This is a genomic window from Streptomyces sp. SLBN-31 (assembly GCF_006715395.1).
Classification (GTDB): Bacteria; Actinomycetota; Actinomycetes; order Streptomycetales; family Streptomycetaceae; genus Streptomyces.
Genome location: NZ_VFNC01000002.1, coordinates 936,468 through 957,886, shown reverse-complemented (window position 1 = coordinate 957,886; position 21,419 = coordinate 936,468). Strand labels below are relative to the sequence as shown.

General features: G+C 73.4%; 25 protein-coding genes and 1 pseudogene. 12 read left to right on the top strand and 14 right to left on the bottom strand.

The annotated features are described in order from the left end of the window. Positions 1–44: 44 nt before the first annotated feature. A complete protein-coding gene (rho, locus tag FBY22_RS24380) occupies positions 45–1,187 on the bottom strand; it encodes a transcription termination factor Rho (protein ID WP_142149328.1) in 1,143 nt (380 codons plus the stop codon). An 835-nt stretch (positions 1,188–2,022) separates the two neighbouring features. On the opposite strand from rho, the gene FBY22_RS45345 reads away from it, so the two are divergent. From FBY22_RS45345 to FBY22_RS45340, 5 genes are all read left to right on the top strand, one after another. Continuing rightward, the gene (locus FBY22_RS45345) at positions 2,023–2,160 is read left to right on the top strand and encodes a hypothetical protein (protein ID WP_260845100.1); all 138 of its coding nucleotides are present in this window, start codon (positions 2,023–2,025) and stop codon (positions 2,158–2,160) included. 119 nt (positions 2,161–2,279) lie between these two features. Next, positions 2,280–3,002, top strand: a complete 723-nt coding sequence (locus FBY22_RS24370; protein ID WP_142149326.1) for a YciI family protein — start codon at positions 2,280–2,282, stop codon at positions 3,000–3,002. Further along, positions 3,002–3,301 carry a YciI family protein gene (locus FBY22_RS24365; protein ID WP_142149324.1) on the top strand — a complete coding sequence of 100 codons (300 nt, stop codon included), beginning with the start codon at positions 3,002–3,004 and terminating at the stop codon, positions 3,299–3,301. Before FBY22_RS24370 ends, FBY22_RS24365 begins: the two co-directional genes overlap by 1 nt. Continuing rightward, a complete protein-coding gene (locus FBY22_RS24360; RefSeq protein ID WP_142149322.1) occupies positions 3,298–4,578 on the top strand; it encodes an RNA polymerase sigma factor in 1,281 nt (426 codons plus the stop codon). The genes FBY22_RS24365 and FBY22_RS24360 overlap by 4 nt, the downstream gene beginning before the upstream one ends. 26 nt (positions 4,579–4,604) lie before the next feature. After that, complete coding sequence (locus tag FBY22_RS45340; protein WP_260845099.1) at positions 4,605–4,733, top strand: hypothetical protein; 129 nt, start codon at positions 4,605–4,607, stop codon at positions 4,731–4,733. A gap of 32 nt (positions 4,734–4,765) precedes the next feature. On the opposite strand, the pseudogene FBY22_RS24355 reads toward FBY22_RS45340, so the two are convergent. Both FBY22_RS24355 and FBY22_RS24350 read right to left on the bottom strand, forming a co-directional pair. Then, a pseudogene (locus tag FBY22_RS24355) lies at positions 4,766–5,262 on the bottom strand (SDR family NAD(P)-dependent oxidoreductase); the annotation flags it as partial. A gap of 40 nt (positions 5,263–5,302) precedes the next feature. Next, positions 5,303–5,710 carry a nuclear transport factor 2 family protein gene (locus FBY22_RS24350; RefSeq protein WP_142149320.1) on the bottom strand — a complete coding sequence of 136 codons (408 nt, stop codon included), beginning with the start codon at positions 5,708–5,710 and terminating at the stop codon, positions 5,303–5,305. Between the two features lie 109 nt (positions 5,711–5,819). Between FBY22_RS24350 and FBY22_RS24345 the strand changes: the two genes are divergently transcribed. After that, the gene (locus FBY22_RS24345; protein WP_142149318.1) at positions 5,820–6,542 is read left to right on the top strand and encodes a class I SAM-dependent methyltransferase; all 723 of its coding nucleotides are present in this window, start codon (positions 5,820–5,822) and stop codon (positions 6,540–6,542) included. 107 nt (positions 6,543–6,649) lie between these two features. Then, a complete protein-coding gene (locus tag FBY22_RS44000) occupies positions 6,650–6,874 on the top strand; it encodes a DUF2180 family protein (RefSeq protein WP_160159932.1) in 225 nt (74 codons plus the stop codon). A 33-nt stretch (positions 6,875–6,907) separates the two neighbouring features. Here the strand turns inward: FBY22_RS44000 and FBY22_RS24335 are convergent, their stop codons facing one another. The 8 genes from FBY22_RS24335 to FBY22_RS24300 form a co-directional block, all read right to left on the bottom strand. Then, positions 6,908–7,795, bottom strand: coding sequence for a universal stress protein (locus tag FBY22_RS24335; protein WP_142149314.1), 888 nt, complete (start codon positions 7,793–7,795; stop codon positions 6,908–6,910). A gap of 161 nt (positions 7,796–7,956) precedes the next feature. Continuing rightward, positions 7,957–8,703, bottom strand: coding sequence for a GntR family transcriptional regulator (locus FBY22_RS24330; RefSeq protein ID WP_142149312.1), 747 nt, complete (start codon positions 8,701–8,703; stop codon positions 7,957–7,959). 130 nt (positions 8,704–8,833) lie between these two features. Continuing rightward, positions 8,834–10,000, bottom strand: coding sequence for a serine hydrolase (locus tag FBY22_RS24325; protein WP_142149310.1), 1,167 nt, complete (start codon positions 9,998–10,000; stop codon positions 8,834–8,836). A gap of 89 nt (positions 10,001–10,089) precedes the next feature. Then, positions 10,090–10,494: a nuclear transport factor 2 family protein gene (locus tag FBY22_RS24320; protein WP_142149308.1), complete on the bottom strand. Its 405-nt coding sequence runs from the start codon at positions 10,492–10,494 to the stop codon at positions 10,090–10,092. A 10-nt stretch (positions 10,495–10,504) separates the two neighbouring features. Continuing rightward, positions 10,505–11,473 (bottom strand): acetylxylan esterase, encoded by a 969-nt coding sequence (locus FBY22_RS24315; RefSeq protein ID WP_142149306.1) that lies wholly within the window; start codon positions 11,471–11,473, stop codon positions 10,505–10,507. 359 nt (positions 11,474–11,832) lie between these two features. Beyond that, positions 11,833–12,426 (bottom strand): DUF3592 domain-containing protein, encoded by a 594-nt coding sequence (locus FBY22_RS24310; RefSeq protein ID WP_142149304.1) that lies wholly within the window; start codon positions 12,424–12,426, stop codon positions 11,833–11,835. Positions 12,427–12,576: 150 nt separating this feature from the next. Beyond that, on the bottom strand, positions 12,577–13,353 hold the full coding sequence (locus FBY22_RS24305; protein ID WP_142149302.1) for a ferredoxin reductase: 777 nt from the start codon (positions 13,351–13,353) through the stop codon (positions 12,577–12,579). Beyond that, positions 13,346–13,951, bottom strand: a complete 606-nt coding sequence (locus FBY22_RS24300; RefSeq protein WP_142149300.1) for a sulfite oxidase-like oxidoreductase — start codon at positions 13,949–13,951, stop codon at positions 13,346–13,348. The genes FBY22_RS24305 and FBY22_RS24300 overlap by 8 nt, the downstream gene beginning before the upstream one ends. A 188-nt stretch (positions 13,952–14,139) precedes the next feature. Here FBY22_RS24300 and FBY22_RS43995 point away from each other — a divergent pair, with 188 nt between their 5' ends. Together FBY22_RS43995 and FBY22_RS24295 are read left to right on the top strand one after the other, a co-directional pair. Then, positions 14,140–14,316, top strand: a complete 177-nt coding sequence (locus FBY22_RS43995) for a hypothetical protein (protein ID WP_160159931.1) — start codon at positions 14,140–14,142, stop codon at positions 14,314–14,316. Next, positions 14,313–15,023: a GNAT family N-acetyltransferase gene (locus tag FBY22_RS24295; protein ID WP_142149298.1), complete on the top strand. Its 711-nt coding sequence runs from the start codon at positions 14,313–14,315 to the stop codon at positions 15,021–15,023. The genes FBY22_RS43995 and FBY22_RS24295 overlap by 4 nt, the downstream gene beginning before the upstream one ends. A gap of 263 nt (positions 15,024–15,286) precedes the next feature. Here FBY22_RS24295 and FBY22_RS24290 read toward each other — a convergent pair whose 3' ends face one another. Next, on the bottom strand, positions 15,287–15,724 hold the full coding sequence (locus FBY22_RS24290; protein WP_174267254.1) for a MarR family winged helix-turn-helix transcriptional regulator: 438 nt from the start codon (positions 15,722–15,724) through the stop codon (positions 15,287–15,289). Between the two features lie 251 nt (positions 15,725–15,975). Here FBY22_RS24290 and FBY22_RS24285 point away from each other — a divergent pair, with 251 nt between their 5' ends. Continuing rightward, positions 15,976–16,761 carry a putative protein N(5)-glutamine methyltransferase gene (locus FBY22_RS24285; protein WP_142149294.1) on the top strand — a complete coding sequence of 262 codons (786 nt, stop codon included), beginning with the start codon at positions 15,976–15,978 and terminating at the stop codon, positions 16,759–16,761. A gap of 65 nt (positions 16,762–16,826) precedes the next feature. On the opposite strand, the gene FBY22_RS24280 is transcribed toward FBY22_RS24285, so the two are convergent. Next, the gene (locus FBY22_RS24280) at positions 16,827–17,498 is read right to left on the bottom strand and encodes a hypothetical protein (protein ID WP_260845098.1); all 672 of its coding nucleotides are present in this window, start codon (positions 17,496–17,498) and stop codon (positions 16,827–16,829) included. Positions 17,499–17,719: 221 nt separating this feature from the next. Further along, on the bottom strand, positions 17,720–19,783 hold the full coding sequence (locus FBY22_RS24275) for a SpoIIE family protein phosphatase (RefSeq protein ID WP_142149290.1): 2,064 nt from the start codon (positions 19,781–19,783) through the stop codon (positions 17,720–17,722). 273 nt (positions 19,784–20,056) lie between these two features. Here FBY22_RS24275 and FBY22_RS24270 point away from each other — a divergent pair, with 273 nt between their 5' ends. Beyond that, positions 20,057–20,929: a hypothetical protein gene (locus tag FBY22_RS24270; RefSeq protein ID WP_142149289.1), complete on the top strand. Its 873-nt coding sequence runs from the start codon at positions 20,057–20,059 to the stop codon at positions 20,927–20,929. 105 nt (positions 20,930–21,034) lie between these two features. Further along, positions 21,035–21,403: a hypothetical protein gene (locus tag FBY22_RS24265; RefSeq protein WP_142149287.1), complete on the top strand. Its 369-nt coding sequence runs from the start codon at positions 21,035–21,037 to the stop codon at positions 21,401–21,403. Positions 21,404–21,419 lie beyond the last annotated feature (16 nt).

Sequence of the window (21,419 nt, the reverse complement as noted above, 5' to 3'; positions counted from 1 at the left end):
CGAAGGATAGGGGACAATCCGGTGCTCAGAACCGAGGGGCTTCGTCAGCCGGCCGGCAGTGTGGGCTGGATGCGCCGCAGGAAGGCGGCGTTGTCCGGGGTGTCGCGCATGCGCTCCAGAAGGGTCTCCAGGCTCGCCTGCCCGTCCCGGGTCTGCAGGGCACGGCGCAGGCCGCGTACGGCGGTCAACTCGGCGGGGGAGAGGAGGAGTTCCTCACGGCGGGTGCCGGAGGTGTTGATGTCGACGGCCGGGAAGACGCGGCGCGAGGCGAGTTCGCGGCTCAGGCGCAACTCCATGTTGCCGGTGCTCTTCAGCTCCTCGAAGAAGTAGTCGTCGGCGCGCGAGCCGGTCTCCACCAGGGCGGTGGCGAGGATCGTCAGCGAGCCGCCCTCCTCGGCGAGCCGGGCGGCGCCGAAGAACCGCTTAGGGCCGAGCAGCGCGGAGGCGTCCACACCGCCGCTGAGCGTACGGCCGCTCGAGGCGGCCGCGTTGTTGTGCGCCCGGCACAGCCGGGTCAGGGAGTCGAGCAGGATCACGACGTCCTCGCCGGCCTCGACGAGCCGCTTCGCGCGCTCGATGACGAGTTCGGCGAGCGCGATGTGCTGCTTGGGACCCCGGTCGAAGGTGGAGGCGTACACCTCGCCGCGCACGGAGCGCCGCATCTCGGTGACCTCCTCGGGCCGTTCGTCCAGCAGCACCACCATCAGGTGGCACTCGGGATGGTTGCCGGCGACGGCGGCCGCGATCTGCTGCAGCAGCACGGTCTTGCCGGTCTTGGGCGGGGCCACGATCAGACCGCGCTGGCCCTTCCCGACGGGTGAGACGAGGTCGGTGACACGCCCCGCGAGCCCGGCCGCCGGGTGCTCCAGGCGGATGCGCCCCCGGGGATGCAGCGGGGTGAGGTCGCGGAAGTGCGGGCGGCCGCGAAGTTCCTCGAGCGTACGCCCGTTGACCCGTACGACCTCGGTGAGCGCGCGCCTGTCGTCGCGCACGCCTTCCACCAGGTCGCCCTTGCGCAGGCCGTGACGGCGGATCAGCGCGGGCGGAACCGGCAGGTCGGAAGGTGTGGCGTGGAGGCTGTCGGCGCGCAGATGGCCCTTTCCGCCCGCGTCGATGTCGAGGACACCGCCGGCGAGCTGTGTCCGGGATTCCTGCTGTACAGGGGGGTGTTCGAGAGTGGTGGTCATGATGGTCGGTCCTTTCGAGGACGAATGGCATGGGACATGCGGGAGGGAGGGGGAAGGCCGCGAGGGAAAGGCAGGCATGCGCTTTCGGCGGCGGGAACGGCACCTCGATGCGGGGCGGGAACGCGCCGGTCACGAGGTGGAGGTGGGAAGCCGGTGCGCCGGCCGGAAGACGGCGGGCGGGCGGCCAACTGAAGTGGAACTGGCACCGGCGCCCTCAACGGGGCGTACACAAGTGCTAGCAGGACGGTACCACAGGCGCCGCGGGCCCAAACCGGTTCGACTGCTCAGCATCCTCAACACGCTGGGCGCCGCGCCTATTCCGCTCGGGGCGCATACCTGCCACCAAGGGACGCCGCACGCATCTCCGCGACGAGGAACCCGATCAGGGCCATGGCGGCGAGGGCGAGCGAGCCGAGGATCGCCGTCCCGGCCTACTCTTCGCGGCCGCCGTCGCCCTGGCCGGCATGTGCGGCTTCATCTGCATCGCCTACTGCGTGTCCATCCGGCTGGGCGCCGTCATGCACCGCAGCGCCCTCAGGGCCGGCCTGCCCCTTCGGGGCCCGTAGCTGATCCCGCTGCTGCTGGCGCCCGTGCTGAGCAGGATGCTCACCCGGGTCGAGCCCCGCTGGCTGCTGATTGGTCCGCGAGTCCGGCCAGGCCCTCGGGCCGGCCGTCGTCAGCACGGTCGCGATGAGTGCCGCATCCTCGGTGCTCGTCGGCAAGCTCAGCGGCGCCGACGCCGGCATGGAGGCGGCCGCCGGACCGCTCGCCGTCGTAACGCCGGCAGCGACAGCGCCCGCGCCGCCGCCCAGAGCGCCCTCGGCACGGCATGGCGGTGGGCGTGGTGATCTGCGGCTGCGCCTCCCTGCTGGGCGCCCTGGTCACCATGCTGCTGGTCCGGGGCAACATCGCCCGGTCGACGGTGGGCGCGGGAGAGCCGACGGTGCAGACGGCGTCGGCGTGGTCGGCGTAAAGGACGAGCGAACAGAGGCCGGGGCACTCGCTCCGGCCTCTCGGCACGCCGGGTGTCGATTCGGTGCGGTCCCGTTCGTCGGTGGGGTGTAGGAAGCTCATGACGACCGGGAGGGCCCCATGAAGTACATGCTGCTCGTCTGCGGCGACGACACCGCCGACGCCTCCGGCATGGCACCCGTCGAGCCCTGGGTGGAGGAACTCGGGGAGCGCGGCGCACGCCTGCACGGCCACCGGCTGGCCCTGCCCGCCGAGGCGGTCACCGTGCGGGTGCGCGGAGGCGAGGTCCTGCGCACCGACGGGCCCTTCGCCGAGACCAAGGAGTACGTCGCCGGATTCGACATCCTGGAGTGCGACAGCCTGGAGGAGGCGGTCGCGGCGGCCGCCGCACACCCCGTGGCCACCATCGGGGCCATGGAGGTACGGCCGTTCTGGCCGATGGACGACGAGGACGACGCCGAGAGCGCGATCCGCGCCCGCGACACGGAACTCACCGCCGCCTTCCGCGCCCGCGACCTCGACCGCGCGCTGGCCTGCTACACACCGGACGCGGCCGTCTTCCACCTCGCCGACGGCCGGGAGCGCCAGGGCCTGAAAGCCCACCGGGAGGCGCTGCGGGAGTTGTTCGCGTCCGTCACCGGCCCCGTGACCCGCCAGGTCCTGGACCTGCGGGTCCACGTGGACGAGAGCGTCGGCTTCGCCCATGCCCTGGTCCGGCTGACGGCGGACCGGGCCGACGGCACGGCGCTCGACGAGACACTGCGGGTGACCACCGGCTACCGCGACACCGGCCTGCGCCGGCTGATCACCCACGAACACGCCGTGGCCCTGAAGGGGGCGTGATGAGGTACGCCCTGCTGGTCCGCTGCCCGGCCGGGGGTGAGGAACGTCCTGCGGAGTGCCTGGTCCCCCCGGAGATCACCGGCCGGGTGCGGCTGCGGCCGGCCGCCGACGCCACCACCGTCCGCGTCCAGTCCGGTGAAGTCCTGCTCGGCGACGGGCCGTTCGCGAACAGAGGGGAGGACCTGGCCGCGATCGCCTTCATCGACGTCGACGACCTCGACGAGGCCATCGCCCTGGCGGCCGGGCATCCGTACGCCCTCGACGGCGGTTCGGTCGAGGTACGGCCGGTCTGGGAGTGAGCGCCACGGACGACGTCGAGGCGGCCGTCGCCGCCGCCTTCCGCGAGGAATGGGGCCAGGTCGTGGCCACCCTCATCCGGGTGACCGGCGACTGGGACCTGGCCGAGGAGTGCGCGCAGGACGCCTTCGCCCAGGCCCTCGACCGGTGGCGGCGCGACGGCGTCCCGCGCCGCCCCGGCGCCTGGCTGACCACCACCGCCCGCAACCGCGCCCTCGACGTCCTGCGCCGCAGGGCAGTCGGGGCGGCCAGACTCCGGGAGGCCGCCGTGCTGGCCCGTGACGAGCATCCGTACGACCCCGAGTACGACCGTGACGACGGCGGCGTCCAGGACGACCGGCTGCGCCTGATCTTCACCTGCTGCCACCCCGCCCTGCCCGTCGAGGCCCGGGTCGCCCTGACCCTGCGCACCCTCGCGGGCCTGACCACGCCGGAGATCGCCCGCGCCTTCCTCGTCCCCGAGGCGACCATGGCCCAGCGCCTGGTGCGGGCCAAGAGGAAGATCCGCAACGCCGGGATCCCCTACCGGGTGCCGCCCGCCCACCTCCTGCCCGAACGCACCACCGGCGTCCTGGGCGTGGTCTACCTCCTCTTCAACGAGGGCTACGCCGCCACCTCCGGAGCCGAACTGGTACGCACCGACCTGTGCGCGGAGGCCGTCCGCCTCGCCCGGCTGCTGGCCCGTCTCATGCCCGACGAGCCGGAGACGCTCGGCCTGCTCGCCCTCCTGCTGCTGCACGACGCCCGCCGGCACACGCGCGTGGACGCCGCCGGCGACCTGGTGACCCTGGAGGACCAGGACCGTACGGCCTGGGACCGAGCGGAGATCGACGAAGGCACGGCGCTGGTGGAGACGGCCCTGCGCCGCGGCCGGCCCGGGCCGTACCAGATCCAGGCGGCCATCGCGGCCTGTCACGCAGGCGCCGCCTCGGCGGACGAGACGGACTGGGCGGACATCGCCGCGCTCTACGGCGCCCTGCTCCGCTTCGTGCCCTCGGCCGTCGTCCGGCTCAACCGCGCCGTCGCCGTCGGCATGGCCGAGGGCCCGGACGCCGGGCTCGCCCTGGTCGCCGAACTGGAGCGGGACGGCGACCTCGCCGACTACCACCTGCTCCCCGCCACCCGCGCGGACCTGCTGCGCCGCGACGGGCGTACCGCCGAGGCGGCCGAGGCCTACGAACGGGCCCTGGAACTCGTGGAGAACGACTCCGAACGGAGGTTCCTGGAGAAGCGGCTCGCGGAGTGTCGATCGGCGGAGGGCCCTTCGTCGGTGGGGTGAGACCACTCGCCACCGAGGAGACCGCGATGACCGAGACCGCGATGACCACGCCCCGACCCGACCGACTCCGCCGAGCCCTCGCCGCGCTCCTGCGCGCGATCCACACCCCCGGCGCCCCGGACATCTGGCTGGCCGGGCAGCGCCTCGGAGGCTGACGCCGACCGGCCCTTGCCCGGGTCCAGGGCGTTGTGATGGCCTTCACGCCGCCGTGCGCCGTGTAGCCGCCGTCGACCGTGATCTCCGCGCCGTTGACGTAGGAGGCCTCGTCGGAGAGCAGGTAGACGGCCAGGGGGGCGACCTCGTCGACGGTATCGCCGCGGCCCTGGGGCGTCATCGAGACGTGGGCCCGGACGAACACCGGGTTGGCGGACTCCATCAGCGCCGTGTCGATGTAACCGGGCTGACGAGGTCGGTGCGGATGCCGCGCGGGGCCGGTTCCGGGGCCGCAACTTCGACAGGCCCCGCAGCGCCCACTTGCTGGCCGTGTACGCCACCGCGTGGCGGGCCGTGAGGGCGGCGACCAACCGACGTTCACGACGGAGGAGCCGGGCGGCATCAGGGGTGTCAGGGCCTGGATGCCGAGCAGGGCGCCGGTCATGTTGACCGCGAACGCCCGGTTCCCGTCCGCGAGTTCGACCTCGCCGAGACGGGCCCGCAGGGGAATGCCGCGTTGTTCACCAGTCCGCGGCTACAGGGGCGCCCTGGTCCTCACCGTCGCGTGACGTCAGGAGGCGGAGGCGGACCGCGCCTCCGCCTCCTTGGCGATCTCCTCGAACCTCGCGCCCATGGCCGCCGCCAGCGCCTGGGCGCCGGACAACGGTCGGACCATGACGGTGAATTCGTCGATCAGGCCGTCCTCGTCGAGGTGGATGAAGTCGCAGCCCGTGAGCTCGCGGTCGCCCACCCGCGCGGCGAACACCAGGGCGTGGTCGCGGCCGTCGGGCCCGGCGAGCTCACGCTCGTAACGGAAGTCCTCGAAGACCTGCGCCACCGCCCGCAGGATCGCCGCCGTGATCGCCTTGCCCGGGTACGGCTTGAACACCACCGGGCTGGAGAACACGACGTCCTCCGCCAGCAGCGCCTCGACCGCGTCGAGATCACCCGCCTCGACCGCTTCGCGGAACGCGCGCATCGATCACTCCATAGTGAACTAGTGGAATAGGTGCCGATGACACTATCCAGTAGCCGGGCGCCTGTCCATGGGCGGCCGCCCACGACCGGTTTCCCCTAAGCTGACGGAGATGTTCAGCCCCGAAGGCCCCAGCCTGCGCGAACTCGCCGTCCAGGCGCTCTCGTCCGTCGAGCGCGGATACGACCTGCTCGCGCCGAAGTTCGACCACACCCCCTTCCGGACGGCCGAAACGGTGCTCGACGCCGTCGCGGCGGCCCTTGCCCGCACCGGGCCCTACAGGGCGGGGCTCGACCTGTGCTGCGGCACCGGAGCGGGGACCGAGGTGCTCGGCCGGGTCTGCCGGGAGAGCGTGACAGGGGTCGACTTCAGCGCGGGAATGCTCGCCGTGGCCCGGGAGAACGTCCGGCCCGCGGGCCCGGCCGTCTCCTGGGTGCGCGCGGACGCCCGGGCGCTGCCGTTCGGCCCGGCCTTCGACCTAGTCGTCAGCTTCGGGGCGTTCGGCCACTTCCTGCCCGGCGAACTCCCGGGCCTGTTCCGGCAGGTGCACGCGGTGCTCCGGCCCGGCGGCTGCTTCGCCTTCCCCGTCCTCGCACCGCCCCGGCCCTCGTCGCCGGCCTTCTGGATGCTGCTCGGCTTCGACGCCGTCATGCGCGTGCGCAACGCCGTGTGGCGCCCGCCCTTCGTCATGTACTACCGGGCCTTCCGGCTCGGGGACGTCCGGCGGGACCTGGAGGGTGCCGGATTCCGTGTCGGCCTCGAAGCGCTGCCGGAGTTCGGGCGGCGGGGCGACGGGAGCCCGCGGGTGCGGCTGGTGCGGGCCGTCAGGGGCTGAGGGCGGGGCTGGGCCATCGGTCCCCGGAAAGGTCCGACCGGCCCGGCGCCTCGGACCCCGCCGCGCGCCACGATGACAGTGCGGAACGGGCCTCAGGGAGGTGCGTCGTGAACTGCTACGACTGCGCGCTCAAGGACACGACGGCCCCGGCTGTCGCGGTGTGCGACCGCTGTGGCTGCGGTGTGTGCCTGCGGCACGCCCATGTCGTCGGACTGCTGATGGAGCGCGCCCCCGGCTCGGGGCCGAGCGTCGGCCGCAGGCTCGCGCGGCGCGTGACATGTCCCTCGTGCCATGAGGCCGAGGCCTTCGACCATGTGCGGTGCGCCGGCTGAGCGGTCCCGTCCCCACTGGCCGGCCGACCTGGGTCAGCCGTGCGGGACGACGGCGACCGGGCACGGCATGTGGTGCAGGGCCGCGTGGGTCACCGGACCGAGTTTCCAGGTCAGGTGCGAGGGGTGGCGCTTGCGCCCCAGCACGGTGAGTTCGCCGTGCTCCGCGGCGTACAGCAGCACCGCGCCGGCCGGACCGGCCGCCACCTGCTCCACGACCGGGACATGGGGGAACTTCTCCCGCCAGGGGGCCAGTGCGGCCGTGAGCCGGGCGTGTTTCTCCGCCTCGTGACGGCTGTCGGCGTGAGAGGCGGCCATCGCGTGCACCGGGTCCACCGTCCCGAACGGCTGCAGGGCCCGCACCGCGCGCACCCGGGTGCCGCGCGCGTCGGCTGCCGTGAACGCGAACTCGAGCAGTGGTTCGGCGGCCGGGCCCGTCTCCTTCACGCCGACGACGACCTCGCCGCGGTCCGCCCCAGGACGGCCCGAGCCGTCCTCGACCGCCGGATCGCCGGCCCGGACCACGACGGCCGGACACCGTGCCCGCCCCAGGACGTACAGGCTGGTGGAACCGAGCAGGAAGCTCGCCGTGGAACCGTGCCCCCGGCTGCCGAGGACCAGCAGCTCGGCGAGCCCGCCGAGGTCCAGCAGCGCCTCGGCGGCGGGCGTCGACGTCAGTTCCGTGGTCGGCTTCAGACCGGGGTACCGGCGCAGCAGTTCGGTCTCGGTCCGTTGCAGGAGCCGTCCTCCGTTGCGCTGCTTGCCGAGCGCCTCCCGGGCGAGGGGGACGTCGAGCGGCTGCGTGGACCAGGAGTGGAGCAGCAGCAGAGGCCGCCCCGTGGTCGCGGCCTCGCGGGCGGCCCACCACGCGGCCGTCGTCCCGGCCGGGGAGCCGTCGATTCCGACGACGACAGGTCCGGTCATGGCCCACCTCCGGTCCCGGCGCGGCACCCGGGGCGGCCGCGCCGTACGCAGTCCCCGCTTCAAGGATCGCCGTCGTCCCGGCACCGGGGGCAGGGCCGGAAGGTGCGCCGGGCGGGCCGTTCGGCCTCTCTCGGCGGGCCGGTGCCTCGCCCGGGCGCCGCTCAGCCGGCCGCCGGCAGCGTGAACTCGTAGACCAGAGCCTCCTGTTGGGCGTCCACCAGCAGATCGGTGATCTCCAGCGGCCGCGCGTACTGGTCGTGCACGCGCCGTCTCACCCGTACCGAGGGCGCGTCGGCGAGCGGGGTGATGCAGTCGCGGTGGTGGAGCGTCAGGCCGGCCTTGCGCATCCAGTCGTAGGCACGGCGCAGCTGTGCCGTCGCGGCACCGTCGGCGCGGTCGCGGTAGCGGGCCAGCTCCTCGACCTCCGACAGGGCGACGGCGGAGAAGGAGGTCACGGCGGTACGGCGGCCCCGGCCGTCGGCGCCCGCCGACTCGTAGCGGTGCATCAGTGTCGGCCGGTGCGGGGCGAGCCCGAGGGCCTCGGCGTGCTCGGGCGGGGGAGGCTCCCAGGTGACCGTGGCCCGGTCGACCGCGCCGCCGGGGTCCGTGACCCGGGCGCCGATCGGGAAGGTGAGCGAGGACGGGCTCCGTACCGCCGGTCCGGGCAGTGTGGCATGGCTGCCCCGCCGGTCGGTGGCGACCAGACCGTCCCGGCGCAGTACCTCCAGGGCCTGCCGTACGGTCTCCCGGCTGACCCCCATGCGTTCGGCCAGCTTCCTCTCGCTCGGCAGCCGTTCACCCGGCGGGATGCCTCCGTCGTGCAGCTCGTCCAGCAGGCGCGTGGCGACGCGCCAGTACAGCGGCGGGCCGGGGACGGTGGAGTGGTCGTGCGGGGTGGTGCGGGCCATGCCGCGCCTCCTGTTGGTGACGTGCGGTAGCCGTACGGGGTCGGTGCGCCACCAGATCTAGCATTGGTCTAAACCACCAGGGAAGGGTGGGCGGGCGGTTCGGCCGAAACCGGCCCGCCGCGCACCGGGCTCACAGGGCGCCGTAGAGGGCCTCGATCAGTGCCGTCTTCCGCGGGTCGTCGGCGATATGAGGCCCCATCCGGTTCATGACGTAGCCCAGAGACACCCCCGCCTCGGGGTCGGCCAGTCCGCAGGAGCCGCCGAAACCGTCGTGTCCGAAAGCCCTCGGGTTGGGCCCGTAGGAGCCGTTCGGCCCGCTCAGCCACAGGCCGAGCCCGATCTCCGTGTCGGCGCCGAGTCCGGGGCCGAGCACCAGGTCCCGGCACCTGCCCTGCCCCTCGCGCACCCGCTCCGCCGACTCGGGGGAGAGCACGAGCCGGCCGCCGTACGATCCTCGTCCCGCGAAGATCCCGTACAGGGCGGCGACCGCCCGCGCCGTGCCGTGGCCGTTCGCGGCCGGGATCTCCGCGGCCCGCCACTCCGGCGTGTTCGCCTCGGCCGCGCCCACCGGGGGATTGGTCAGCGCGGCGAGCACCGCGGGCGTCAACCGGCCGAAGGCGGCGGCCTGTTCGCTGTCGGAGGCGGCCGGCGGATGCACCAGTTCGGCGGCCCGCCCCGCCTCCTTCTCGGGCAGGCCGATGGTGAAGTCGATCCCCAGCGGTCCGGTCACCTCCCGCTCCAGGAAGGCCCCCGGCGACAGCCCCGAGATCCGCCGCACGACCTCCCCGACGAGGTGGCCGAAGGTGAGCGCGTGATAGCCGGACACCGTCCCCGGCTCCCACCACGGCTCCGTCGCCGCCAGCCGCCGCGTCGTCAGCTCCCAGTCGTAGAGCTCCTCGACGGAGTGCGGCTCACGCAGGCCCGACAGGCCGGAGCGGTGCGACAGCAGGTGCCGTACGAGGACCTTCCCCTTGCCGGCCGCGGCGAACTCGGGCCAGTAGTCGGCCACCGGCGCGTCGAAGTCGAGCAGCCCCCGGTCCGCCAGGATGTGCGCGCACAGCGCGGTCGGCCCCTTCGACGTCGACCACACGTTGACCAGGGTCTCCCGCTCCCAGGGCCGGGTGCGGTCCGCGTCGGCCCAGCCGCCCCACAGATCCACCACGACCTCACCGCCGACGGTCACCGTGACCGCGGCGCCCAGCTCCCCGCGTTCGCGGAAGTTCTCCTCGAACGCCGTGCGCACCGCCTCGAACCGCGCGTCACAGTGTCCCCGCGCGATGGGCTCGCGTTCCGCCATGGGCCCCTCCGTCGTCCGTCGGAAGCCCGGGCCGCTCCGCCGCAATCCGGGCCTCCTGAACGTACCGACTGGTCGGACTGGAGGGAAGGTCAGAGGAAGAACAGGTCGCCTGCCGGCTCCTCGTGACCGTCCACCGTGTGCCAGTAGTCCCGTGTCGCGACCGCCAGCCCCTCCTCGTCGAACCGCACGAACACGCAGCCCGCCAGGGTGGAGGGCGCTCCGTCCTCCTCCGCGAGCACTCGGAACTCGGCCACGGCCACCCCGTCCGGGCCGACGACGGGCGGCGAGAAGCGCACGTCGGTCACCCGCTCCCGTGCGAAGGACCGGCGCAGGTAGTCGGCCAGCTCGGCCCGGCCCCGGTGCGGCCGGCGGAACGGCATGGAGCGGTGGACGCACTCCTCGGCGTACAGCCTGAGCAGGGCGTCCACGTCGTGCGCGGCCGAGGCCCGCTCCCAGACCCGGACGAAGCGTTCCGCCGCCTCTTGTGTCTCCATGCCGGGCCCCTCAGGCATACGCCCGCAGCCACTTCACCTTGGCCGCCTCCTGGTAAGGCCCCCCGCCCTCATGGTCGTTGAACTCGTACACCTCGATCTTCTTGTCGGCGTGCGCCCAGTTGTTGAACGCCGCGTAGACCGTCGAGGGCGGGCAGGTCTGGTCCTCCAGGGCCGCCGAGAAGAGGGCGGGCGCGCGGCCGCGCGTGGCGAAGTGGACGCCGTCGAAGTAGGAGAGGGTGCGCAGGGCGTCCTCGGTGCGGCCGCGGTGTGTTTTGAGGAACAGGCCGATCTCACGGTAGGGGTGACGATCCGTCACGGTGGTGGCGCGCGGGAAGTCGCACAGGAACGGGACGTCCGGGGCGATCGCGACCAGGTCCGGGACCAGCCCGCCCACGGCGATCGTGATGCCGCCGCCCTGGCTGCCGCCGGTCGCCACCGTGCGGGAGGCGTCGGTCAGCGGATGCGACCGAGCGGCCTCGACGGCGCGGACCGCGTCGGTGAACACGCGGCGGTAGTAGTAGTTCTCGGGCGCGTCGATGCCACGGGTCACGAACCCCGGGTACGCGGGGGCGCCGCCCATCGGGTCCGCCGTGCCGCCACCGCCGCCCCAGGCGCTGCCCTGGCCGCGGGTGTCCATCACGAAGTGCGCCCGGCCGGTGGACGCCCACAGCAGGTGCTCGTGCGGGAGTCCGCGTCCGCCGCCGTAGCCGATGAACTCCACGACCAGCGGGACCGGTTCCGTCGTTCCGGCGGGAAGCGTCAGCCAGCCCTTCACGGGGTGCCCGCCGAACCCGGCGAACGTCACGTCGTACACCTGGACCGTCGTCAGCCCCGTGTCGACCGGCTCGAAGCGGGCGTCCAGGTCGTGCTCGCGGGCCTCCTGGAGGGTCTTGGACCAGAACGCGTCGAAGTCCGAGGGCTCGACGGACGCGCTGCGGTAGTCGTGGAGCTCGTCGAGGGGAAGGTCGAACAGGGCCATGCAGGACCGCCTTCGAGTCGGGGCCGTACGGTTGTCACACCGTACGTGGGTGATCGGACGACTCGCCAGACCTCTGTCTCTCGCCCGCTCGACGGCGAGAAGCCGCCGCAGGTGAGGAATCAGCAGGTCAAGAACGCGTGCATGGAATTGTCCGACGGATCGGACGAGCGGCGTCGGCCGCTCGGCCGCACGGAGAGGTCGGGCCTTCGAACGGGGCCAGGTCCGATCGGGAAGTCCGGCCTTCGAACGGGGCCAGGTCCGACCGGGAGGCCGGTCCTTCGAACGTAGCCAGGTCCGACCGGGAGGCCGGTCCTTCGAACGTAGCCAGGCCCGGCGGAGAGATCCGCCTTCCAGCGGGGTCAGGGTCCCCCGGCCTGCCGTCGCGTCCACTGCGGCTCGGTGCGCGCCCATGCGCGCTCCCACTCGGCCAGCCGGTGGCGGGTGGCGACCCGGCGGACCACGGCGTTGGCCAGAAGCACCACGGCGGCCGCGCCGCCCGCGGCGCACGTGCCGATGGTGACGGTGTGCTGCCAGATCTGGCTGTCCCCGGGCGGCGGGGGAACGCTGCGCTCCCGGGAGTCGAACCACACGTCGACGGTGTCGCCGCGCCGGGTGCCCGCCGGGACGCGCGCCTGCGTGGTGTGCGTCCTGGCCGCCCGATCCGTCCAGCGCACCTCCACGGGGTACGAGTGGTCGCGCCCGCCCGGTGTCGTCGTGGGCCTGTCGGGCGGCGTGCCGACGACCTCCGCCCGCACCCGATGGCGTTCGGCCCGGTCCGCGGCCGCCACGGCCCGCGCGTGGTCGTGTGCCCACCAGCCGGCCACCGCCCCCGCCAGGGGGGCGGCCACGAGCAGCAGCACGGCGACGGCCAGCACCGTCCACGCCTCCACGACGTCCGACCGGCGCCGCAGCGGATTGCGCCGCCAGCGCCAGCCGCGCACCCGGGTTCGCATCTCGACCTCCCCGCCGTCACCGGAGCCGGAGGGACTGATGGGGTCCGGTCCGTATTGTCCCTCCGCGCCGCATGCGCGCGCGAGTTCCCAGGGAAGCGGGTACCCAGCGGCGGCGAGATCGCTCACCGTCGGGCCGGCCGGACCCGTGCGTCAGCCGAAGCGTTCGATGCGGATCCGGTCCACGGGCTGCCCGGCCGCGACGAGCAGCCGGGAGGCGTGCTCGGCGAAGGAGTTCGAGCCGCACACATAGGCCTCCCACCCGCCGGGCGGCCGATCGGCCAGGAGCGGTGCCAGATGGGCGGCGGCCAGACGGCCCACCGGCACACCCTCGGGAGCGCTCCGCGTGAAGACCGCCGTCGTCTCCGCGCCGAACTCCCTCGCGTAGATCAGTTCCTGGGGACTGCGTGCCGACACCACCAGCCGCAGCGGCACGTCCAGGCCACGCGCCCGGCGGTGGCGCACCATCGACATCAGCGGTACGACACCGGAGCCGGCGCCGATGAGCAGCGCGGACCGGTCGCCGGGCCAGGCGAAGAAGCCGCTCACCGGGCCGCGCACCTCGACCCGGTCACCGGGTCGTGCCACCGTGTGGAACCAGCCCGAGACCTCGCCGCCGTCGACGTGGTCGAGGGTCAGCTCGATGTGCCCGCCGTCGTCCGGAGCGGAGGCGATCGAGTAGTGCCGCTGGGCCACGTAGCCGTCCTCGGCCGTCAGCCGCAGCATCAGGTGCTGGCCGGGCAGATGACCCGTCCAGGCCGGCACCGCGAAGCGGAACGTGGAGGCGTGCGGCGTCTCGGGCCGGATCTCGGTGAGGGTGGCGGTCTGCCAGTGCGCGGCACCCTGGTCGCTCACCTCGATCCGGCCGGGCACGGCGAAGCGCGTCGGGGGAACGAACACGGGGGACGTCTCGGTCGCTCGCTCAGTCACCGGAGTACCGCTGCTCCTCCCACGGGTTGCCGCGTTCGTGGTAGCCGTTCCGCTCCCAGAAGCCCGGCTCGTCGTGGTCCAGGAGCCGGATGCCCGCTATCCACTTGGCGCTCTTCCAGAAGTACAGATGCGGCACCAACAGCCGTGCGGGACCGCCGTGTTCGGCGGGGAGCGGCTCGCCGTCGTACTCCCAGGCGATCCAGGCCCTCCCGCCGGTCAGGTCCGTCAGGGGGAGGCTGGTGGTGTACCCGGTGTGCGCGTAGGCGACGGCGTGGGTGGCCGACGCCAGGGGCCGCGCCTCGTCGAGAAAGGCGTCCAGAGATACGCCCGCGAACCGCACGCCGAACCTGGACCAGCCCGTCACACAGTGGATGTCGCCCTTGTACGCCGACCCGGGCAGCGCGTGCGCCTGCGCCCAGTCCCAGGTCAGTGGCCGCTCCACCAGTCCGTCGACGCGGAAGGTCCAGTCGGCCGCCGCCAGTTCGGGCGTGACCTCGGCGGACAGGACGGGCCAGTCGTCGCCCGCGTCGTACTGGCCGGGCGGCAGGCCCGGATCGGGGACGCGGGGGCGCCCGGTGAAGCCTCGGGTGACGTTCATGGGGATCCAGCGGGAGGGAGATCGGTTTCTTACGTGTTCAACCGTACGTGCACGTCAGGTATGCCCCGACCCCGGGGACCCCGCGATCGTCAACGCCGTGTGAACTCTCCCGGGCCCCGGGAACAGCCGCTCCCCGATCTTCCTTGCCGCCTGTGGCAGCGGGTGAGCACGAAGGAGAGTGGAAGCACATGCCGAAGGCGCACGTCGTCAGGCGGTACGGGGGCCTGGAGGCCGAGGGACTCGTCGAGGCGCCCGGACGGGAGCGGGGTTCGGGTCGGCGCCTCATCGCGGTGCGGACCGCGGGAGTGGCGGAGGCCGGAAGCGTCGACGTCCGGGGCGCGATCGTCATAGGAGTCGCCGGATGAGCCACGTCCTGGACAATCCGGCCCTCGCCGCCCTCACCGGCCCGCATGCCCACTTCGCCGAGCGGCGCGGCCGGGTGCTGCGCTACCCGGTGGACGTCTCACCGTGGCTCGCGCTGCCCGACGAGCCCGACGCCGACGACTGGGCCGACCTGGCCGCCCTCGCGGGCCCCGGGGCGGAGGTGCCGCTGAACGGCTACTGCCCCGAGGTCCCCGCCGACTGGGAGGTCGTCTTCCACGTCGAGGGCGCGCAACTCGTCGACGACGGCCTCCCCGCCGCGCCGGACGCGGAGGCCGTCCGTCTCGGCCCCGCCGACGTGCCCGAGATGCTCGACCTCGTCGCGCGCACCCGGCCCGGCCCGTTCCTGCCGCGCACCGTCGAGCTCGGCACCTACCTCGGCATACGCCGGAACGGCGCCCTGGTGGCCATGGCGGGGGAGCGACTGCGTCCGCCGGGCTGGACCGAGATCAGCGCCGTCTGCACCGATCCCGCCTTCCGCGGCGAGGGACTGGCGACCCGGCTGATCCTCGCCGTCGCCCACGGCATCCGCGAGCGCGGCGAGACCCCGTTCCTGCACACCTCCGCCCGCAACACCGACGCCATCCGCCTGTACGAGACCCTCGGCTTCCGGCTCCGCCGCACGACCGCCTTCCTGGCGGCCCGCGCCCCCGAACACCTCACGGAGGGCAGGGAGTTGGCGGTGTCCTAGGCTCCGCCGTCGGTGCCGGCCGCCCGGCGGCGCCTCGCGCGCCTTCGCCTTCGAGCGGCTGTACCGACGCGGCCTCCTGCCCCGGCCGGGAGCTGCCCGGCATCGGCGGCGATGCCTGCGGCGCCGACCATCCACATGGCTCGTCCGCCCGGAGGCTGCCGCGCCGGCGCGGTGCGATCGTGCGCTCGGACGACCTCGGTCGGGGACCCGTCGCTGCCGGACCGGCCCCGAACGGACGAGGGGGCCTCGGCGGCACCCCGGGCCTACCCCTCCGCGCCTCGCGTCGCCCACGCGTTGTACCGCGCCAGGTACCCGGCGAACCGCCGCAGGTCCTCCTCCGGCCAGTCCGCCAGCCGCTCGCGGAACGCGGCCCGGCGGCTGTCGGTCACCTGGGCGAGGATGCGGCGGCCCTTCTCGGTCAGGTGCAGGACCTGCACACGGTGATCGTCCGGATCCAGGCGCCGCTCGACGAGCCGGGCCCGCTCCAGCGCCGCCACCTGACGGCTCACCGTGGACTTGTCCAGGGCGTAGTGGGCCGCCAGGTCGGTCGCCCGGCAGCCGCCGCTCTCCTCCAGGTGCCCGAGCAGCGTGTACGACACGAGCGACAGCTCGGGATGCATGCGCCCCGCCGAGGCCCGGGCGCGCCGGGCGAAAGCCGTCATCTCGCGCTGGATCGTCTCCACCGCCTCGTCCGCGTCCACCGGGGCCTCCCTCGCGCTACTGGTTGTATAGTACAACTGAAGCTCACGGTGGTCGCGAGGAGACCGTCGGTGTCTGGGCGTTGGGGTAGTGTTGCCGTCCGGCCGCGGAGTGTCCCGGCCGCCGGGGACCGAGGAGGTGAGACCCATTACCGCTGTGTCAGCTCGGGTGCTCTCTCCTCGCGTCGACGCGGATCGCCGCCGCTAGGCGACCGCGAGAGCGCCCTTCGCTCCACCGAAAGGCTCTCGGCTCCATGCCACCCTTCCCCCTGACCTCCCATGATTCGATCGTGACCGCGCTGCGCGCCGCGGGCTGCGTCTTCGCCGAGGACGAGGCCCGGTTGATCCTCGCCACCGCCCGCACACCGGATGAGCTGTCCGCGCTCGTCGAGCGCCGGGCCGCCGGACTGCCCCTCGAACTCGTCCTGGGCTGGGCCGAGTTCCGCGGACTGCGCATCGCCGTGGAACCCGGCGTCTTCGTGCCCCGCCGCCGTACCGAGTTCCTCGTCGAACAGGCCCTCGCGCACGCCCCCGAGGCATCGGTCGTGGTGGACCTGTGCTGCGGCTCTGGCGCCGTCGGCACCGCCCTGGCCACCGCCCTCGGCGCCGTGCAACTGCACGCCGCCGACATCGACCCGGCCGCCGTGCGCTGCGCCCGCCGCAACATCGCCGGCGCCGGCGGCCGCGTCCACGAGGGAGACCTCTTCGACGCGCTCCCCGGCGACCTGCGCGGCCGGATCGACATCCTCGCGGCCAACGTGCCCTACGTCCCCACCGGCGAGGTCGGCCTGCTGCCCGCGGAGGCCCGCGACCACGAACCGCTCGTCGCCCTCGACGGCGGCTCCGACGGGCTGGACGTCCTGCGCAGGGTCGCCGCACAGGCGCCGGACTGGCTCGCACCGGGTGGCTGTGTGCTGGTGGAGACGAGCGAACGCCAGGCGGAGACGGCCGTCGACGCCTTCTCCGGCGCCGGACTCAGGACCACGACCGCGGTCTCCGAGGAGCTGTACGCGCACGTGGTGATCGGCGTCAGGCCGTAGCTCCGGCGGGCCGGGCTACGGCATCCGTCAGGCCGTAGGTCCGGCGGGCCGGGTCACGGCATCCGTCAGGCCGTCGTCCCGCTGTCCGAAGGGCTCGCCGACGGCGAGGGCATGCCCCAGCCGCGGGGGCCGTGGCCCGGGAAACCGCCGTGCGGGCCGCGGCCCGAGTCCTCGTCGCCCGGCCCCCTGCCGTCGAAGGTCCCGGACAGCACCCGCAGCGCCGTCCTGGTGCCGCTGTCCGAGCGGCTGCCCACCAGGAAGACGGTGTCGCCCTTCTTCAGGGCGCCGGCCCCCGTGCCCTTGGTGCCGTCGTGCAGGACCGTGGTGCCCGAGTCGACGATCCACGACCACTGGGCGTCGTCCTCGCTCTTGACGGTGACCTGGTCGCCGGCGACCTTCTCGACGGTCCCGCGCTGCCAGACCCGTACCACCCACTTGCCGGTGTCCTGGTCCTTCACCGTCGACTCGCCGTGCACGCCCATGCCGCCGAAGTCGAACCAGCGGCCGCCGTGCCCGTGCCCGGGTCGGTCCGGGGACGCGGAGGCGGAACCCGAGGCGGCGGGTGTGGCGCCCAAAGCCGGACCGCCCGACGTGGCGGCGTAGGCGACGGTGCCGCCGAGGGCCAGCACGGCGACCGTCGTCGCCGCGATCACCGCCCGGGCGCGGCCGGAGCGATGCCTCCAGACCCGGTCCCAGGCCGGTTCCGACGCGGGTTCCGCGCCACCCGGCCCCGTCATCACCTCCCACTGCGGTGCTATATCGCCACGGTGTTCGGACGGCCCGCCGCCGGCGGCGGATTCCTCGTGCGGATCGTGTGTCACGGTGTGCTCCCATCGGTCACGGCACCCGGCATCCCCATGCCATCCCTTGCTGTGATTGTGCGAGCAGCCCGATAAGGGCCGGATAATCAGTAGCTGTGAATGCCGGGCCGCGGCCGACGGACGCCCCCGGGCCGCCGCTACGGGTGCTGCACGCGGGCGATGAGCAGGGCCACGTCGTCGGAGTTGTCCGGCTGGTGCAGCGTGCGCAGCAGCAGGTCGCAGACCTCCTCCAGGGGACGGTCGGGGCCGTCGAGCAGGGACAGCAGCGCGTCCAGGCGTTCGTCGAGAGGGTGCTGCCGGGTCTCGACGAGACCGTCGGTGTAGAACACGAGCCGGTCGCCGGGGCCGAGGTCGACCGTGGTGGTGGAGAAGGCCACCCCGCCCACGCCCAGCGGCGCACCGGTGGGCAGTTCGAGCAGTTCCGGGGGACGGCCCTCGCGCAGCCGGACCGGCGGCAGATGGCCGGCGTTGGCGATCCGGCACTGCCGCAGCGCCGGGTCGTGGATGGCGTAGACGCAGGTGGCGATGGAGTGGTCCAGGTCCTCGGTGATGCGGTCCAGGTGCTCCAGGAGCCTGGCCGGGTCGAGGTCCAAGGAGGCGAGCGTGTTGGTGGCGGTGCGCAGCCGGCCCATGGTGGCGGCGGCCGTGATGCCGCTGCCCATCACATCGCCCACCACCAGCGCGGTCTTCCCTCCGTCCAGGGGGATCACGTCGAACCAGTCGCCCCCCACCTCGCTGGTGGCGCCGGCGGGCTGGTAGCGGGAGGCCACCTCCAGACCGCCGATGACCGGCGGATGGCTGGGCAGCAGGCTGCGCTGCAGGGTCAGGGCGGTGTCGCGGGCGTTCTGGTACCAGCGGGCGTTGTCGATCTGCACGGCCGCGCGGGACGCCAGCTCCCGGGCGAGCAGCAGGTCGTCCTCGGTGAACGGCAGCGCGTTGCGCGTGCGCTTGAGGTCGAGGGCGCCCAGCACCTCGCCGCGCGCGATCAACGGCACCGCCAGATAGGAGTGGACGCCCGCACGGGCCAGTCGCTCGGCCGCCTCCGCGGAGCGGGCGATGCGCGGCAGGTCGGCCTCCTCGACCCGCGCCAGCATGACCGGCCGGCCGGTGCGCACGCACTCGGTGACCAGGCGATCGGAGCCGTAGCGGGCCACCTGCCCGGGCGGGTCGGCCGCCCGCAGCGCCTCCGGAGCGTCGTCCGCGCGTACGGCCAGAGCCCTTATCACCGCCGGCTCCGTCGGTCCGAGAATGCTGCGTCTGCCCGCCACCACCGCGTCCAGCAGGTCCACGGCCGCCACGTCGGCGAGCTCCGGCACGGCCACCTCGGCCAGCTCGCGTGCCGTGCGCTCCAGCTCCAGGGTGGTGCCGATACGGGTCGTGGCGTCCGCGATGACGGCCAGCCGCCGCCGCGCGGCCTCGGCCTCGATGCCCGCCCGGTGCTGCTCGGTGACGTCCACGACCATGGCGGCGACGCCCAGCACGGTGCCGACGGCGTCCTCGAGGCGGTACAGGGAGATCGTCCAGGCGTGCTCCCGCACCGGATCCGCCGGGGTCCGGCCGACGGTGAGCCGGTCCACGAGCGGGCGGCCGGTCCGCAGCACGTCGAGCGCGGCCGCCTCGATGGCGTCGACGTCCAGGTGCGGCAGCACCTCGCGCGTCGACCTGCCGATGAGCTTCTCCGCCGGAACGCCGTTGAGCCGTTCGAGTGCCGGGTTCACGGAGACGTAGCGCAGGTCGATGTCGAGGACGGCCAGTCCGATGGGTGACTGGGCGATCATGCGCGTGGACAGGGCCACGTCGCGCTCCAGCCGCCGTACCGTCGAGCGGTCGGCGCACAGGCCCAGCGCGTAGACGTCACCACGGTCGTCCAGCAGCCGCATGTTGCGGAACTCGACCAGACGCGTGCTGCCGTCCTTGCGGCGGATGGGGAAGGCGCCGGCCCAGCTCTGGCCGGTGACCATGACGTCGGCGAAGAGTTTGATCACCAGGTCGAGATTCTGCTCGTGCACCATGATGCGGGCCGCGTAGTGCCCGAGCGCCTCCTGCGCCGGGTAGCCGAACAGCTCCTCGGCCTGCGGGCTCCACAGCACGATTCGCCCCTCGGCGTCCAGCACCACCGAGGCCATGCCGAGTACGTCGAGCAGACCGCTCGGCCGCACCGGCTCGTGGCCGTCGGCCACCGGAAACCCGGGTGCACCCATGGCACGCACCGCCTTCGCCGTTCGCGCGGCACGCCGTCCCCCGTGCCGACTCCCCATGTTCTACCGCGCTCAACCGTCTTCGTGACGTCCCCGTCGCCCACCTCCACCATCCCTCGACACGACCGGGACGTCGTCGTAGCGGTGACGACACTACCGGGGACGCGCTGTCACCGGACCGCGAGCCTTCGAGGTCGACTTGGTCTGTACATGACCCTCCGTCCGGGCCAGACTGGCCGCCGAGCGCACACCCCGCCCCCCATGGAGGAGCCCCGCATGCCTCTGCGTGCCCGGCAACGTTGTCACACGGTCCTGACCGCCCTCGCCCTCGCCACCGCCGCCGTCCTGTCGGCCGCGCCGTCCGCCTCGGCCGCCGACACCTGGACCGAGGTGGGCTCCGACCGCGCCGACCCGCTGACCGAGAGCCAGGGCCTGACCTCGGTGGAGGTCCCGGCCCGCAGTCCCAACCGCTACACCGGCATCGGCACCATCCCCGTCTCCGTCTCCAGCCGCGGCTGGAACCACGTCGGCGACCCCGACGCCTCCTCCACCGGCTACTACATCGAGCCCTACCAGGCCGACTCGGGCACCGCGAAGATGTTCCGGGTGCAGGCGCCCGGCGGCACCTGGTCCGAGTACACGCACACGCTGGGCTCCGGCGAGGCCCTGAACAACTCCTGGGTGGCGATCTCGCCCGACGGGCAGTGGATGCTGTCCGGCGAGTACGGCACCATGAGCCGCTTCCTCGTCTTCCCGACCCCCGGCGTCAACGCGGCCACCTCGCCCTCGGCGAACCTCCCGCAGGTCTCCACCGTCCGTCTCGACCACGCCGTCCGCGATGTGCAGGGCTGCGACTTCGTCACGGCTACGCGGCTGCTGTGCTCCTCCGACGACCCCGCCGGCACGCTGTTCGGGATCACCAAGCCGCTGCTCCAGGTCGACCTGTCCGCCCCGCCGAACGGCGCGTCCGACGTCACCGGCCATGTCACGGCGGTGCGGCAGCTGCCGCTGCGGAGTTCCTGCTCGGGCACGTTCGAGGCGGAGGGCATCGACTACGACCGCCGCGACGGCACCCTGCGCGTCATCGTCGTCTCGCCGGGCTTCTGCGTGCTGACGGACAGCAAGACCTACCGGTTCACCAAGAGCTGAGCCCTCGCTGGTCCCCTGACCGCAGTGGTGCTTTTCTGGGGATGTGACGCGGTTCGCGGGGAACCCGCCGTGCCGCGTCACCTCCACGAGAGGAGCGATCAGGACATGGACCGCGAACGATCGCACGAGGAGCCCGTCTCCCTCGAGATCAGTGGCTGCAGCAAGGAGGACGCCCGGATCGTGTTCGACGCGCTGTGCGCGTGCTTCGAGTCCGACCGCGGCGCCGACGAGGTGCCCCAGCAGTTGCACGAGACCCGGCCGATGGTGTGGCTCGGCACCTTCGAGGTCACCGAAGCCCACTCCTGCCCGCCACCCGCCCGCCTCACGTCCTCGGTCGAGGTCGACGCCCAGGGCGGCTACTGGGCGATCGAGCGGCTGCGCAGCACGCTGGATCCCCTGTTCAGCGTGCGCGACCTGTCCTCCGCGTCGGGGGATCAGGAGCGGGAGCTGCATGTGATCTTGGAGAGCCGCTGAGAGGTGCGGGGCGGGG